This window comes from Sphingobacterium kyonggiense, from assembly GCF_039536825.1.
Lineage (GTDB): Bacteria > Bacteroidota > Bacteroidia > Sphingobacteriales > Sphingobacteriaceae > Sphingobacterium > Sphingobacterium kyonggiense.
In genome coordinates, this window is sequence record NZ_BAAAZI010000006.1 from 168,638 (window position 1) to 181,562 (window position 12,925).

Consider the following 12,925-nt stretch of genomic DNA (forward strand, 5'->3'; position numbering starts at 1 on the left):
GAATCGGGATTTCACGAGATACTTAAAAAACTATGAGATTAAGTCAGAAAAAAGCAGCTTTTCAAAATCAAGTGCTGACGCGTTTTGATTTGTTCAAGAGCCTGTTTCTAACACTTCCATTCCAACGCGTTCGTCATACAGGGACGCTGTTGCCATTTTTTACGACACATTGTGAGCAGGGTGTAGAAAAACACCAGACACCAGAGCGAATTATTGACAGCTTCTTTGATCAATACGAACAGTACGTGCAAGAAGATGATCGCTTGGATTTGTTGTTTCGAATTGTTCAATACGTAGAAAGGCAGGTGGTATTGTTTGATGCGGTTGAAGATTCTGCATTTAAATCCGTAGGAAAGAGCGATGAGACCGGTGGATTAGATAGCATCCTGGGTGCTACACAGTCGAACCCTCAAACTAGAAAACAGGTTATCAATCGGTTAAAAGAAATGTCCGTGCGCTTGGTATTAACGGCTCACCCGACACAGTTTTATCCCGGGCCTGTACTGTCCATCATCAATGATTTAATTGAGGTATTAAAGAAAAACGATATTCCTAAAATCCATTTGTTGCTTCAGCAATTGGGTAAGACACCATTTATCAATAAACTAAAACCTACGCCTGTAGATGAGGCAGCGAGTTTGGCTTGGTACTTAGAAAATGTATTCTATAAGGTGGCTTCGGATATTCAAGCTAGGATTGATGATGAATTGGAATTGTCGACCAAGGAGCTTGACCATTTAATTGAGTTAGGTTTTTGGCCAGGGGGGGACCGAGATGGTAATCCGAATGTGACTTGGGAGAGTACCAAGAAAGTGGCGACATTGCTTCGTACCATACTTTTCCGTTGTTATTATCGTGATTTCCGAGTAGTAAAACGCCGCATTACTTTCCGTGGAGTTGAAAGTTATATGGAAAAGCTGCAAGAGTTGTTTTATGATAATAGTTTTAATCCGGTGGAGAATCCAGTGGATGAAACAGAGAAGATCTTAGAGAATTTAACAGCAATAATCCGTGTTCTTCGGGAAGATCACGATGGTCTTTTTGTCGAGATAGTAGAAGATTTGAAACGTAAGGTATTGACCTTTGGTTGCTATTTTACCACTTTGGATATTCGTCAAGATAGCAGTGTCTTGCGTCAGACTTTCAATTGGTTGTTGGAAAATTATCCAGAAGAAACCGGTATTTCCTTGGCTGAGATAGGTGATTCGGAGGAAGCAAAAGAGCAGCATATCAAGTTCACAGAGCACAATCTGGCTTTAAATGAAGGTGCTGAACCTTTGGTAGAAGATACCTTGAAGGTGATTCAATTGATTAAGCAGATCCAGCAATCAGGAAGTGAGCGAGCAGTACAACGTTTTATCATCAGTAACTGTCAGCAAGCATCCGATATTTTAGGCTTGATGCAATTGTTCCTGTGGCAGGGTTGGAAGAAGGAAGATCTAACCATGGATTTTGTTCCATTGTTTGAAACGGTAGACGATCTGAAGCATGCAGCAGATGTCATGCGTAGCTTGTATTCCAATGAGGTTTATGCTCATCATTTGAAAAAACGTGGAAATAAGCAGACGATCATGTTGGGATTTTCAGATAGCACCAAGGATGGGGGTTATTTGATGGCGAACTGGTCCATCTATAAGGCGAAGGTTGAGCTAACAGCCATTTCGAGAGAGTACGATGTAGACTTAATTTTCTTTGATGGTCGTGGAGGTCCTCCAGCACGTGGTGGTGGTAAGACACAGCGTTTCTATGCTTCTATGGGTAAGGAAATTGAGAATAACCATATTCAATTGACGATTCAAGGACAGACGATCAGTAGTCAATATGGGTCTTTAGATTCGGCAAGATATAATATTGAACAATTGATTCAAGCGGGGTTGGTATCAGATTTACAGCAAAAAGTAGGGGATACCTTGACGCCAAAACAAAAGGATGTTATTGATCAGATGGCGGCGGAAAGCCACCATAAATTCTTAGAATTAAGACATCATCCGCAGTTCTTGCAATACTTGGAAACCTTGAGTCCATTGAAAGCCTTGTCTTCAATCAATATCTCCAGTAGACCGATGAAGCGTAATTCGGGTAAGGAATTGCGTTTGGAAGATTTGCGAGCGATAAGTTTTGTGACTGCTTGGAGTCAATTGAAGCAAAATATTCCGGGGTTCTTTGGTGTTGGAACAGCCTTACAATGGGCTGAGGACAATAACTTATGGTCTTATGTGAAGAACCTATATGAAACATCAGGAATGTTCAATACGGTGATTGATAACTGTATGATGTCTATGACAAAGTCAAATTTCCATATTACAGCATATTTGAAAGATGATCCAGAATTTGGTGAATTTTGGACCTTGCTGAAGGAAGAGTTTGATTTGACCAAATCGTATTTGATGAAGTTGACTGGGATGGAAGAGTTGATGGAGAATTATCCGGTAGAGCGAGCATCGATTTTAGAGCGTGAGAAAATTATTTTGCCTTTGTTGATCATACAGCATTATGCGATTCGATTATTGGAAAAACAAGCTGTAAAGGATGAAAAAACAGAAACTTATCAGAAATTAATTGGCCGTACGATTTATGGTGTGGTGAATGCTGGGCGAAATTTAGCTTAGAATGAATATGATTTGTTTATAAATAGGCATTAATAGGGATATTTTTTTATTTTTGTGTGTTTTTAAAAATATAAAGCGATGAAATTAAATACATTATTTGTTGCAGCGGTTTTAGCAAGTACAACATTGTCATCATGTGTGTTTGACACTGCAGCTGAGAGACAGTTGAAATACACGCATACGACCTTAATTGACGGAGATGCTTATGCATTCTTCAGACAAGTAGGTGCAATGGCTCCTTATGAGGTTGACTACGCGAAACATGTAGGGTCTGTAGGAAATGCGCAAGCGAAAGATGCTGCTAGCAAAGTTTCTAAATTCTTCAGTGAGATTCTTCCAACGATGGATTCATTGGCAACAAAATATCATGTAGATTTCCCAATCTTAGGTCAAGAGGTTTATGCTTCAGCTGATGCTCCAGCAGCAGTTGATACAGCGCATACAGACTCTACTGCAGCAGCTCCGGTTGCTCATGCAGCTGTAGCAGCACATGGTGCTGGTTATTCTGATGAGGCTTACTTGCACCACATTCAACACCAAGTGGCTGTAGCAAAAGAGCATTTTAGAAGATTGTCTACAAACACCAATAAAGACCTTCGTGATTTTGCACAATCTAAAACAGAATCTATTGCTGAGTTGTTTACTGCTATAGGTGGTAAAGCAGATGCCCATGCGCATCACTAAGCAATAAGATATTAATGATTAATAATCAAATAATTACAGGTATATTGTCGTATGGAATGTCCGGAAGGGTATTCCATGCGCCGTTTATAGAGGTCAACCCAAACTTTAAATTTCATGCGGTTGTCGAGCGACATCACAAGTCTGCTCATGAAAAATATCCGAATGTCATCAGTTACGATCGGGTGGAAGACTTGTTAAATGATCCTGCAATTGAGTTGGTTATTGTCAATACGCCTAATGATACACATGTCGCTTATGCTGAACAGGCATTATTAGCGGGTAAACATGTCCTCATCGAAAAACCATTCGCTCCAACAGCACAAGAGGCTGCGCGCCTCTATCAACTAGCGGAGGAACAAGGCAAGCATATTCTTCCTTACCACAACAGAAGATTCGATTCTGATTTCATGAGCCTCAAAGAGGTCGTGGAATCCAATGAAATTGGTCGACCTATAGAACTTCATTTACGTTTTGATCGCTATAAACCAGGTATAGGAGCTAAAGTTTTTAAGGAAACTAAAAGAGCGGCATCGGGCATTCTGTATGATCTTGGATCTCATTTATTAGATCAGGCGATATCGCTTTTTGGCAAACCAAAATCCATTACTAAACTGAAAAGTACCTTTCGGGAAAAGAGCGTAGTAGATGATTATGGCCATGTGATGCTGAACTATCCATCTGGAGTCAATGTGTTTATTACCGTAAGTCTTTTAGTAGCCGACCCTCAAGCCAGCTTTGTACTACATGCGACAAAAGGAAGCTATTTAAAGCATAGGTCTGATGTTCAAGAGGCACAGCTTCTGGAAGGGATGCTGCCGAATATGCCAGGATATGGAGAGGAAGCGATGGATCGTGAAGGTGTATTGACCGTTGCACATACCGAGGATATACGAGAAAAACAATTATTGCCTTCACTCAAAGGAGATTATATGAAGGTATTTGATGCTGTCTACCAAACCATACGACATGGATTACCCTATTATGTTCGTAAGGAAGAGATCATATGGCAATTAGAAATCCTAGAACCTACAAAATAAACGGCTATTTAATGTTAACTTAACATTACTTTAATCTAAGATTTTTAACATTGTTAAACTATTCAAATTACATAACGTGAGATACGCTGCTATTGATATTGGCTCAAACGCTGTCCGTTTGCTAATCGCTGATATAATTGAAAGAGAAAACGAAGTCGGGTTTAATAAAAACACTTTATTACGTGTTCCATTGCGTTTAGGGGACGACGCATTCATTCATCAACATATTTCTGAGGGCAAATTTGAGAACATGGTAAAGACCATGTCGGCTTTTCGGAACCTGATGGATGTTTACCGTGTATCGGATTATATGGCATGTGCTACTTCAGCCATGCGCGATGCAGACAATGGAAAAGAAGTTGTTGAAGCTTGTTCAAAAGCGGGAATAGATATTAAGATTATCGATGGTGCTGAAGAAGCCCAGATCATTTATAATGTGCATAGCCACACCAATATGGATAAAAACAAGGTTTATTTGTATATCGATGTAGGTGGTGGTAGTACAGAAATCTCTTTGTTTGCCAATGGTGAGCTTGTTGCTTCCAGGTCATTTAACTTGGGTACTATCCGTATTTTGGACAATCAGGATAGTCCAGAGACTTGGGACGATATGAAACTTTGGGTGAAGAACATCACCAAGAGTTATAAAACGATCTATGGTATTGGTTCTGGGGGTAACATTAATAAATTGTCTAGAATGGCCAATGAGAAAGCGGATAAGCCGATTTCCTATGCTAAACTAAAAGCAATGTATGTGTACCTGAGTTCTTATTCCTTAAAGGACAGGATCAATGTGCTGGAATTAAAACAAGACCGTGCCGATGTTATTATTCCTGCTTCAGAGATCTTCTTGACGATTATGAAAGTAGGGCATTTAAAGAATATTATGGCACCTCGGATTGGTTTGGCAGATGGTATTATTCAGACCTTAATCAATAAGAATTTTAATAAATAAGATCAAAAAAAATACGTTGTAGGATTCAAAATAAAGCGTATTTTTGCGGGGTCTACGCCCAGGTGGCGAAATTGGTAGACGCACCATCTTGAGGGGGTGGCGCCTGTACAGGTGTGGCAGTTCGAATCTGCTCCTGGGCACTAAAAGAGATTCTATTTGATAGGGTCTCTTTTTTTTGTGTGTTCAGTGTGGGTAATAACTATAAAATAAGTCGGATCTTGTACAAAACAGAATTACAACCCATTTGGGAAGACTAAGACACTTGTAACTGGAGGTGATAATCGATATCTTTAAGATGGCAAGGAAGTTCAGAAGGACCTGGGTGATGAGTTGGATTACGGGGCGAGGATCGAAGCTTGTCCAGAGTGCCAACGAAAGAATGCGGTGATAGGCAGGTGGAACGGGAAGGAGGCATTCTTAAGAGTTTGGAAAGCAGATGAGAATCTTAATATATTCAAAAATTAATGGAAATTAAGAATAAAGCTGATTACGACAGGATATTTCTTGATAGGTTCGGTGATATAAGCCATAATACTTTGAGGAATATCAAGGAAAATAGAATAAGAATTGATTTAGGAGAAGATCTTGAAGATGAGTCTAGAGTAAAACAGGCATTAAAAAGAAGCAATTCTATTTTGGACAGCTTTTTTAAAGGAAAGGGAATATGGTTACAGATAATTTTGTGGGATGATGAAGGGTTGAAAGCTTTAAAAGATGCAGGTCTGAATCCTGATATGGCGGATAAGAGGTTTGAATGGAATAGGGGTAACTGTAATGTAATATGTCTGTATTATAAACAATACTCTTTTCAGAAAGTATTGCCTTTAGCTTTGTCCGTCATAAATTATGAAATGGCTTTTACACCATCTGCTAATATCACGTGTTACTTTGTAGACTTTGAGGAGCCAGCGATTGTAAATATTTATGATGATAGAGGTTGTGATATTTATTCGCCGAATAGGGAATTTGTGGATGTTATTAATGCTCGTTTCTCTTGTTGGTTAAATCAGTAGGCCTCACTTAAATGATGGTGAACAACAAAATTCCTCAAAAGAAATGAAAAAAATATTTTTGATTTTGACAATTTCTTGTTTGATTTTTTCATGCAATGCAAATGAAAAAAAAGAAGAAAGTAACAATGTTGCACAAAAAGATAGTGTTTCAGATACGAGAATAGAGAAACTTAAACAGGCTTTCGAAAAGGACGATTATGTAACATTTTTTAAACTATTTCCAGATACATACAGCGAGCTTATAGATTTTTATGGTTTTGATGATGAAACAGGAAAAAAACCTTTGTATGATTTTTATGAAACTCACATATATTATTTTTTTAAGAGTAAAGAAAAAATTAGTTTTAAAACTTTTGTGAGTAAAGTGTATAAAATTGCAAAAGACGGTGTTTGGGAGGCAGACGGAATTGGACTTTTTCAGTCAAATTTATCTGAATTAATAATCAGTAAGCCAAACATTTTTTTAGAAATTCTTACAATGAAACCCAACAAAGAAATAACAAGTTTTTGGCATTTTGTTTTTGATGGTTCGGGAAAATATGATTTACAGAACAAAGAAAAATTTGAAACTATTTACAACAAAATCAACACACTTGATAAAAAACAAGGCAGGTTATTGAAAGATGAATTTGAAAGAATGTATAAATAAAAATCAAAGCCCCGAAAAATCAAAAATCAGAACAGCCGACAGAACCGACAGAATAGAGCCGATTTTTACAAATGGTTTCATGATGAAACTGCTAGTCGAGGGTTTGAAACTCAACGGGCAGGTGCAGCTGCATCGACTGTTGATAAGTTGAAAATCTTATTGGAATGGTGAGCGACCTTGACAGGATATTCCAATGACGAGATAAAGAGTTTCGTTAAATCTGGTAATAAAATGATAATGGATGATGTATGGGGCGGCTTACAAAGTTTGTGCAATGGTAGTCCTCTCAAAGGAGATGCAGCACGTGTTTGGGATGGAGAGCAGTTGTTAAGAGAGCAAAAGTTATAAAAGGTTCTTATTGGAAGTTGTCAAATAATTCATTGAATAGTATAGAAAACTCTTTAAAGAAGAAGTACTTTCTATCAAAATTTATTCCTGGGCCTGTATTTAATGGGTCTATAATGAGTATTACAGATCGTTGGAAATGCGGAATGGGAATGATGGGGAATAGAAATCTTCCACCAATAAGTCCCAAAAACAAACAGCAATAACATGTTATGATCAAGTTTCTCGCTGAAAAATATTATTATCTGGCTGCATTTACGGTACTTCTGTTTTTCTTGAACTTCTTTAAGGAGACATTGTTAAGTAGGATATTTGGCAGCGATTACTTTCACACAATTGAAGTGTTCAGGAATATTGTGGTTTACTCCCTTTATATTTGCTTGGTGGTTTTGTTCTCTGCATCAATTGCTCTTCTCTTTGCAAAAGGAAGCACTGTACCTATGGCTGTTTTAATCATTGTTCCATTGGTTGTTTTTGTGTTACTGTTGCTTTTGTATATGGTGTTTGGCAAAAACAACATGTTCCCATTTTTATGATACTTATAGCCCGATCTGTTTAGGTCAGGCTTTTACTTTAGTATGGCCTGCATCTTTGCGAGGAAGGCAACGAGCAGGGCAAATACGTGATCCTTTCCATCATCGTAGCAGCGATTAACGTTATGAGCAGAACAAGTGTCTCATAAGTTTATGATGCCATGGGAACCAAGCTGACCAAGAACTCCACAGTAAATGGGGTCATGAGTAGACAGGACTATGTAGGAGGGATAGAATATTCAGCTCCAAACGTAATCGAGCGAATAGCTACAGAGGAAGGTTATCTGTTGAACTCGAACGGCACCTATAGTTTTCATTACTATCTGACGGATCATCTAGGCAACAACAGAGTGGTTTTGAAGAAAGGAACAAGTCTGACCGTTCCTGAAATCATCCAGAGACAGGATTACAATGCATTTGGGAAGACCAGAGCCCTTGTAACAGGTGGAAACAATCGCTATCTTTAAGATAACAAGGATGCTCAGAAGGAGTTGGGCGATCAGCTGGATTACGGTGCGAGGTTCGAAGCTTGTCCAGAGTGCCAACGAAGGAATGCGGAGATTGGTGGGAGAAGCTGGTGCATTTCTTGCTTCTGCAATAGATCCTAATCCAGCGGCACAGTATTCAGTTGGTGCAGGTGATGAATTAGGCAAAGCCGTTGGTGCGACTATAAGAAAAGGTAGCGGCGTATTGTTGGACTTTTTTGGAGGAGCTAAATCTGCATACAAAAAAGGAATAAGTATAGACCCGAAAGCAATAGACGGTTTTAAAGGAACTGTAGGAGAATTTGCGGAGCAGTTTGCTGGATCTAAAGTAGGACAGATTGTTGCAGATAATCCCCAAGCGACATTTTTGTCGGAAGCAACTCAGTTATTGGAAGGAGGAGGAACTCTGACGGTTAGAGGTACTATGTCTAATAAATATTTTAACTCTATTGTTAATGGGAAAGCTGATGGATTAGACGGCTTTAAGGTTATTCAGAGTGTTACAGAAGTATCAGGCAAAGGCTTTTCTAGGACGGATGGGCAACCGATACAAGGAAAGATGTTTGAGATAATCCTCGAAAGAAATAGATAAGCTAATGGATATGCGTCGGTTTGATAAAGGGATGGATGAAATAGACACATTCAATTCGTATATAGGTGATATAAGGATTGAGGGAGATGTTCTATCAATACTCTTTTTTAATATAGGAGTTAGTAATCACGTTCTAAATGAAGGTGAAAATATGAAGTATATAGATAGGTCTGTAATGGTGTTTAATAGGGTTTCATCGTTTATTGAAGACTATTCTTTAGATGTCGTGGCTGATACAGGGGTACGCCCCTATTACGTTGGAGGGTATTTAATGAAGGATGGTGTGCATAAGGAGTTCCAAGTATTATGTGCTGACGCTTTTCTGAAAGTTCCAGATGACTTCCGTATATCGGAAAATATGTGGAATCCTTACAATATGACAAAAAGTGTTGTACGGAAGTTTCTAGAAAAACATGAGTAATTGAGGGGGAAACGTAATTTATTTTTTGTTTGTAACAGCCCAATCTTTATCGGATTGGGCTTTTTTACATTAGGATCACGTAATTGCCCTGCATCTTTGCGAGGAAGGCACCGAGCAGGGCAAATACGTGATCCTTTCCATCATCGTAGCAGCGATTAACGTTATGAGCAGAACAAGTGTCTCATAAGTTTATGATGCAATGGGAACCAAGCTGACCAAGAACTCCACAGTAAATGGGGTCATGAGTAGACAGGACTATGTAGGAGGGATAGAATATTCAGCTCCAAACGTAATCGAGCGAATAGCTACAGAGGAAGGTTATCTGTTGAACTCGAACGGCACCTATAGTTTTCATTACTATCTGACGGATCATCTAGGCAACAACAGAGTGGTTTTGAAGAAAGGAACAAGTCTGACCGTTCCTGAAATCATCCAGAGACAGGACTACTATGAATTTAGGAAGACCAGAGCCCTTGTAACCAGTGGAAACAATCGCTATCTTTAAAATGAAAAGGAAGATCAGGAGGAACTAGGTGATCAGTTGGATTACGGTGCTAGGTTCGAAGCTTGTCCAGTGTGCCAACGAAGGAATGCGGAGATTGGTAGATGGCATGTCGTGGATCCGCTGGCTGAGAAGCACAGAAGATGGTCTACTTATAATTATGCTATTAATAATCCAAGTAGATTTATCGATCCGGATGGAAGAGATATTTTTAATATAAATGGAGGTGTAAGGTTTACTGGGGAGGATGCTAAAATAGCATTCGTAGCATTTAAAAGGCAGGCAGAGAATAACAAGCCCTTGAATGTTCATCTAGTTAAACAGAAAGATTCCCCAAATATATATGCGCATACATTGAATGCTTTTAGACATGGTAAACCACAGGTTCTTCATTATGATATAGATAAAAAAAATAGGGACAAAAGAAGATATGAAGCAACAAAAGGAGTTCGTACGATTGATGGCTATCAGAGAGATGAATATCCCTATGCTTCGACATTTGAGGGAGGTAAGGGGCAATGGTAGCACATGTTCCTTGGTACGAAAATAATAAGCAAGGTCAAGATCTGAAAAAATTATATAGGAATATGCAAAGTGGTGAAGCTTTTTTAGTACTGCCGGTTCCAATCGATAAGGAGCCTAGTCCAGTGCCTGAACCTAGCCCGGTGCCGGTCTTTCCTTTAGTACCCTTGCCAAAAATGGCTCCTAGAGTTCCATCAGGAAGTATATTGTCACCGATATTGAACAGATTGCTGATACCTTTTATGCTTCCGATTTTGGTTCCACCATCTTTTCATACTGGTAATTATGAGTTTGATAATCAAGGATAGTTTTGTGTTGTTTGTTTTATTGATTTTATTAAATCTTAGCTCCTGTAAAAATATGAATTATGAGGACGTATACCCTTTAGATTTTTATACCCAGTATAATCAATTTTATATAGTAGATAGTGAGTATAAAGACTCAGAAAAGGATATTTGGGCAGATTCAGCTTTAGTGAATAGATTGGGTGTAAATGAGAACTTATTAGCTGTTTTTACAGGAAGTTATGGTCCAATAAAGGGACAGTTGGAAATAAAGAATGATGGATCTAATATTGGAAACTTAGATGAGTATGATCATGTTGTTGAAGGTAAAATCGATATTGATACAGGTGTTTTACAAGTTCAGGACTGTCCTACATCAAGTGTAGTTCAAGAAGTTGAGTTACCATCGGGGTTGTATAGTGTTCGGGTTTATTCAAAAGGATTGACAACTGTTCAGGGGGATGAAGGAAATGATTTTTATCGTATAGTTATTTGGCCAGCTATGAATAATGATAAGAAAGTAAAGGTCTTAAAACAATATATTCCGTAGTTTCGATATTACAGAAGACTAGTATATAAACAGTGGTACCAATCTTGAAAAAGGTTGGCACTATTGTTTTATTGCGCATATGTTTTCCTGGCCTTGTAATCTCATTGATTTCAGAGGGAATTATACCTTGGAGGGTGATGCTGTTTTAGGTGCTGCTTTAGACATTGTTGGAATAGTTGATCCTATTGGAGTAGCCGATGGTCTAAATGCAGGCTTGCAAATTAAAAATGGCGATTGGTTTGGTGCTGCGATAAGTGCCGCAGGAATTATCCCGGTTGTTGGTGATTTGGCAAAAGTAGGGAAAATCAGCAAGGACGTTAAGATTATTGATAAAGCTATTGATGGGACAAAGGCTATGAATCTTTCAGAAGCTGCTGAAAAAGGAATATCAAAAAGTCAGCTGGGTCAAAGTGGAAAGCCTAAAATACATACAGTTAGTAAGCCTAACCAAAAACAGGCAAAAGATGCAGCAAGAAATAATTCAAAATCAAACACAAGCCCTGTAAAGCATTCAAGTGACAAAAGGGCAAAAAATGCATTATCATTCTACTAAGAATGGAAAAAAGCTAAGGGGAAAGGATAATATCCATTATGAGAATCGATCTTCAAAAAGAAATCCAGATTAAAAATGGCAAATAAAAAAAGCTTTAAAAATACTTGGCTAGCTTTTGTGAACATTAAAGCTAAAAATAATTTTGAGTTTAGTAATTTAATAGACTTTGAAAATGAGGAATTGAGAATAAATTATTCAGGAGCTTGGGCAAATATAATCGTCAAAGCAGATAGTATTAATGAAGCTGTTGAAATTATTCCTCTAGGGTTAAATGAGTTAAATTTTGAGGTCGTTTTTATTGATAAAATTGAAAATATAGAATCTCTAATTGAATATGACGAAATGAATGAAGATGTGAAGTCTGAAGTTGCGTGGTTGTTAAAAAGCAAATTTGTATTCAAAATCAGTGATAAACTTTTTCCATATGAGTGAAATTTTGACTCGTAAAAGCACAATTAACAATTTAAGTCCCCGGTATTTGCGGGGTTTATTATTTTAGAAACGCTTGTAATTTACTTTTAGCAAGATAAGCATTGAGAAAGAAAACACACATTCTTTGTCTTTTTCTGTGAGCTGGTTAATCACTTAAAATCTCTTCAACAAAGTAGGGTCTTTTAAAAACTGGGCTTCTTTAGTTTCGCCAATCAAATAACCAACGGTAGTTCCGAGTTCATCGGCTAACCTTTTAACCACGTCAATAGAAGGCGTCACCTCGTCACGTTCGTAGCGGCCAATGATATCCCCCGAAGTCCCCACTTTCTTGCCAGACTTGATGGAAGTTACAGCTTCCCTACGCTCGTACTTGCCGATGATTTCACGGGATGCCTTAATCTGCTTCGAAAGATCGAAACGGCGATAAGCACACTCGAGCGCTTAGGAACTGGGGAAGGATATCTATTGAACTCGAATGGAACCTATAGTTTTCATTACTATCTGACGGATCATCTGGGCAATAACAGGGGGGTATTGAAGAAAGGAACAAGTCTGAACTTATTAAACAGGTTATACAATGTCTGTTTCTTGTTTTCTTAAAGCTTCTCAGGTTTTTGGACGAGATCCAGCGTACGCTTAACATAATCCTTATTCGAAGCTGAACCCACAAGATCAGACTTTGAGATCCTAAAGGTTCTTTTTTCATAGAAGCCCCCAATTCCAACCCTAATTAGAACTTTTAAAAAACGCTTTCTCCAA

17 protein-coding genes and 1 tRNA gene are annotated in these 12,925 nt (G+C 38.3%); 17 read left to right on the forward strand and 1 reads right to left on the reverse strand.

Features of this window, described 5'->3' with window-relative positions:
* The first annotated feature begins 32 nt into the window (after positions 1 to 32).
* From ABD676_RS05565 to ABD676_RS05645, 17 genes are all read left to right on the forward strand, one after another.
* Positions 33 to 2,609, forward strand: a complete 2,577-nt coding sequence (locus ABD676_RS05565; protein ID WP_344673603.1) for a phosphoenolpyruvate carboxylase — start codon at positions 33 to 35, stop codon at positions 2,607 to 2,609.
* A gap of 78 nt (positions 2,610 to 2,687) precedes the next feature.
* Positions 2,688 to 3,293, forward strand: coding sequence for a hypothetical protein (locus tag ABD676_RS05570; RefSeq protein ID WP_344673604.1), 606 nt, complete (start codon positions 2,688 to 2,690; stop codon positions 3,291 to 3,293).
* A gap of 14 nt (positions 3,294 to 3,307) precedes the next feature.
* Entirely contained in the window at positions 3,308 to 4,330 is a 1,023-nt protein-coding gene (locus tag ABD676_RS05575) for a Gfo/Idh/MocA family oxidoreductase (RefSeq protein ID WP_344673605.1), read from the forward strand.
* 76 nt (positions 4,331 to 4,406) lie between these two features.
* The gene (locus ABD676_RS05580; protein ID WP_344673606.1) at positions 4,407 to 5,285 is read left to right on the forward strand and encodes a Ppx/GppA phosphatase family protein; all 879 of its coding nucleotides are present in this window, start codon (positions 4,407 to 4,409) and stop codon (positions 5,283 to 5,285) included.
* Between the two features lie 56 nt (positions 5,286 to 5,341).
* Positions 5,342 to 5,425, forward strand: a tRNA-Leu gene (locus ABD676_RS05585).
* Between the two features lie 324 nt (positions 5,426 to 5,749).
* A complete protein-coding gene (locus ABD676_RS05590) occupies positions 5,750 to 6,298 on the forward strand; it encodes a DUF3885 domain-containing protein (protein ID WP_344673607.1) in 549 nt (182 codons plus the stop codon).
* 43 nt (positions 6,299 to 6,341) lie between these two features.
* Complete coding sequence (locus tag ABD676_RS05595; protein WP_344673608.1) at positions 6,342 to 6,947, forward strand: hypothetical protein; 606 nt, start codon at positions 6,342 to 6,344, stop codon at positions 6,945 to 6,947.
* 557 nt (positions 6,948 to 7,504) lie between these two features.
* Positions 7,505 to 7,828 carry a hypothetical protein gene (locus tag ABD676_RS05600; RefSeq protein WP_344673609.1) on the forward strand — a complete coding sequence of 108 codons (324 nt, stop codon included), beginning with the start codon at positions 7,505 to 7,507 and terminating at the stop codon, positions 7,826 to 7,828.
* Positions 7,829 to 7,986: 158 nt separating this feature from the next.
* On the forward strand, positions 7,987 to 8,292 hold the full coding sequence (locus ABD676_RS05605; protein ID WP_344673610.1) for a hypothetical protein: 306 nt from the start codon (positions 7,987 to 7,989) through the stop codon (positions 8,290 to 8,292).
* 10 nt (positions 8,293 to 8,302) lie between these two features.
* Positions 8,303 to 8,902 carry a hypothetical protein gene (locus tag ABD676_RS05610; RefSeq protein WP_344673611.1) on the forward strand — a complete coding sequence of 200 codons (600 nt, stop codon included), beginning with the start codon at positions 8,303 to 8,305 and terminating at the stop codon, positions 8,900 to 8,902.
* Positions 8,903 to 8,933: 31 nt separating this feature from the next.
* Complete coding sequence (locus ABD676_RS05615) at positions 8,934 to 9,323, forward strand: hypothetical protein (RefSeq protein ID WP_344673612.1); 390 nt, start codon at positions 8,934 to 8,936, stop codon at positions 9,321 to 9,323.
* A 199-nt stretch (positions 9,324 to 9,522) separates the two neighbouring features.
* Positions 9,523 to 9,828, forward strand: coding sequence for a hypothetical protein (locus tag ABD676_RS05620; RefSeq protein WP_344673613.1), 306 nt, complete (start codon positions 9,523 to 9,525; stop codon positions 9,826 to 9,828).
* A 69-nt stretch (positions 9,829 to 9,897) separates the two neighbouring features.
* Positions 9,898 to 10,350 (forward strand): NucA/NucB deoxyribonuclease domain-containing protein, encoded by a 453-nt coding sequence (locus tag ABD676_RS05625; protein ID WP_344673614.1) that lies wholly within the window; start codon positions 9,898 to 9,900, stop codon positions 10,348 to 10,350.
* A complete protein-coding gene (locus tag ABD676_RS05630; RefSeq protein WP_344673615.1) occupies positions 10,344 to 10,655 on the forward strand; it encodes a hypothetical protein in 312 nt (103 codons plus the stop codon). Before ABD676_RS05625 ends, ABD676_RS05630 begins: the two co-directional genes overlap by 7 nt.
* A 52-nt stretch (positions 10,656 to 10,707) precedes the next feature.
* Complete coding sequence (locus ABD676_RS05635) at positions 10,708 to 11,181, forward strand: hypothetical protein (RefSeq protein ID WP_344673616.1); 474 nt, start codon at positions 10,708 to 10,710, stop codon at positions 11,179 to 11,181.
* A gap of 79 nt (positions 11,182 to 11,260) precedes the next feature.
* Positions 11,261 to 11,734 (forward strand): hypothetical protein, encoded by a 474-nt coding sequence (locus ABD676_RS05640; RefSeq protein WP_344673617.1) that lies wholly within the window; start codon positions 11,261 to 11,263, stop codon positions 11,732 to 11,734.
* Between the two features lie 75 nt (positions 11,735 to 11,809).
* On the forward strand, positions 11,810 to 12,166 hold the full coding sequence (locus ABD676_RS05645) for a hypothetical protein (protein ID WP_344673618.1): 357 nt from the start codon (positions 11,810 to 11,812) through the stop codon (positions 12,164 to 12,166).
* A 153-nt stretch (positions 12,167 to 12,319) separates the two neighbouring features.
* Here ABD676_RS05645 and ABD676_RS05650 read toward each other — a convergent pair whose 3' ends face one another.
* Complete coding sequence (locus ABD676_RS05650; protein ID WP_344673619.1) at positions 12,320 to 12,490, reverse strand: helix-turn-helix domain-containing protein; 171 nt, start codon at positions 12,488 to 12,490, stop codon at positions 12,320 to 12,322.
* Positions 12,491 to 12,925: the final 435 nt, after the last annotated feature.

Excerpts from the sequence above, each read along its gene's own strand:
- ABD676_RS05565 (WP_344673603.1), top strand. The coding sequence starts at position 33 with ATGAGATTAAGTCAGAAAAAAGCAGCTTTTCAAAATCAAGTGCTGACG.
- ABD676_RS05570 (WP_344673604.1), top strand. The coding sequence starts at position 2,688 with ATGAAATTAAATACATTATTTGTTGCAGCGGTTTTAGCAAGTACAACA.
- ABD676_RS05575 (WP_344673605.1), top strand. The coding sequence starts at position 3,308 with ATGATTAATAATCAAATAATTACAGGTATATTGTCGTATGGAATGTCC.
- ABD676_RS05590 (WP_344673607.1), top strand. The coding sequence starts at position 5,750 with ATGGAAATTAAGAATAAAGCTGATTACGACAGGATATTTCTTGATAGG.
- ABD676_RS05595 (WP_344673608.1), top strand. The coding sequence starts at position 6,342 with ATGAAAAAAATATTTTTGATTTTGACAATTTCTTGTTTGATTTTTTCA.
- ABD676_RS05600 (WP_344673609.1), top strand. The coding sequence starts at position 7,505 with ATGATCAAGTTTCTCGCTGAAAAATATTATTATCTGGCTGCATTTACG.
- ABD676_RS05605 (WP_344673610.1), top strand. The coding sequence starts at position 7,987 with ATGGGAACCAAGCTGACCAAGAACTCCACAGTAAATGGGGTCATGAGT.
- ABD676_RS05610 (WP_344673611.1), top strand. The coding sequence starts at position 8,303 with ATGCTCAGAAGGAGTTGGGCGATCAGCTGGATTACGGTGCGAGGTTCG.
- ABD676_RS05615 (WP_344673612.1), top strand. The coding sequence starts at position 8,934 with ATGGATGAAATAGACACATTCAATTCGTATATAGGTGATATAAGGATT.
- ABD676_RS05620 (WP_344673613.1), top strand. The coding sequence starts at position 9,523 with ATGGGAACCAAGCTGACCAAGAACTCCACAGTAAATGGGGTCATGAGT.
- ABD676_RS05630 (WP_344673615.1), top strand. The coding sequence starts at position 10,344 with ATGGTAGCACATGTTCCTTGGTACGAAAATAATAAGCAAGGTCAAGAT.
- ABD676_RS05635 (WP_344673616.1), top strand. The coding sequence starts at position 10,708 with ATGAATTATGAGGACGTATACCCTTTAGATTTTTATACCCAGTATAAT.
- ABD676_RS05640 (WP_344673617.1), top strand. The coding sequence starts at position 11,261 with ATGTTTTCCTGGCCTTGTAATCTCATTGATTTCAGAGGGAATTATACC.
- ABD676_RS05645 (WP_344673618.1), top strand. The coding sequence starts at position 11,810 with ATGGCAAATAAAAAAAGCTTTAAAAATACTTGGCTAGCTTTTGTGAAC.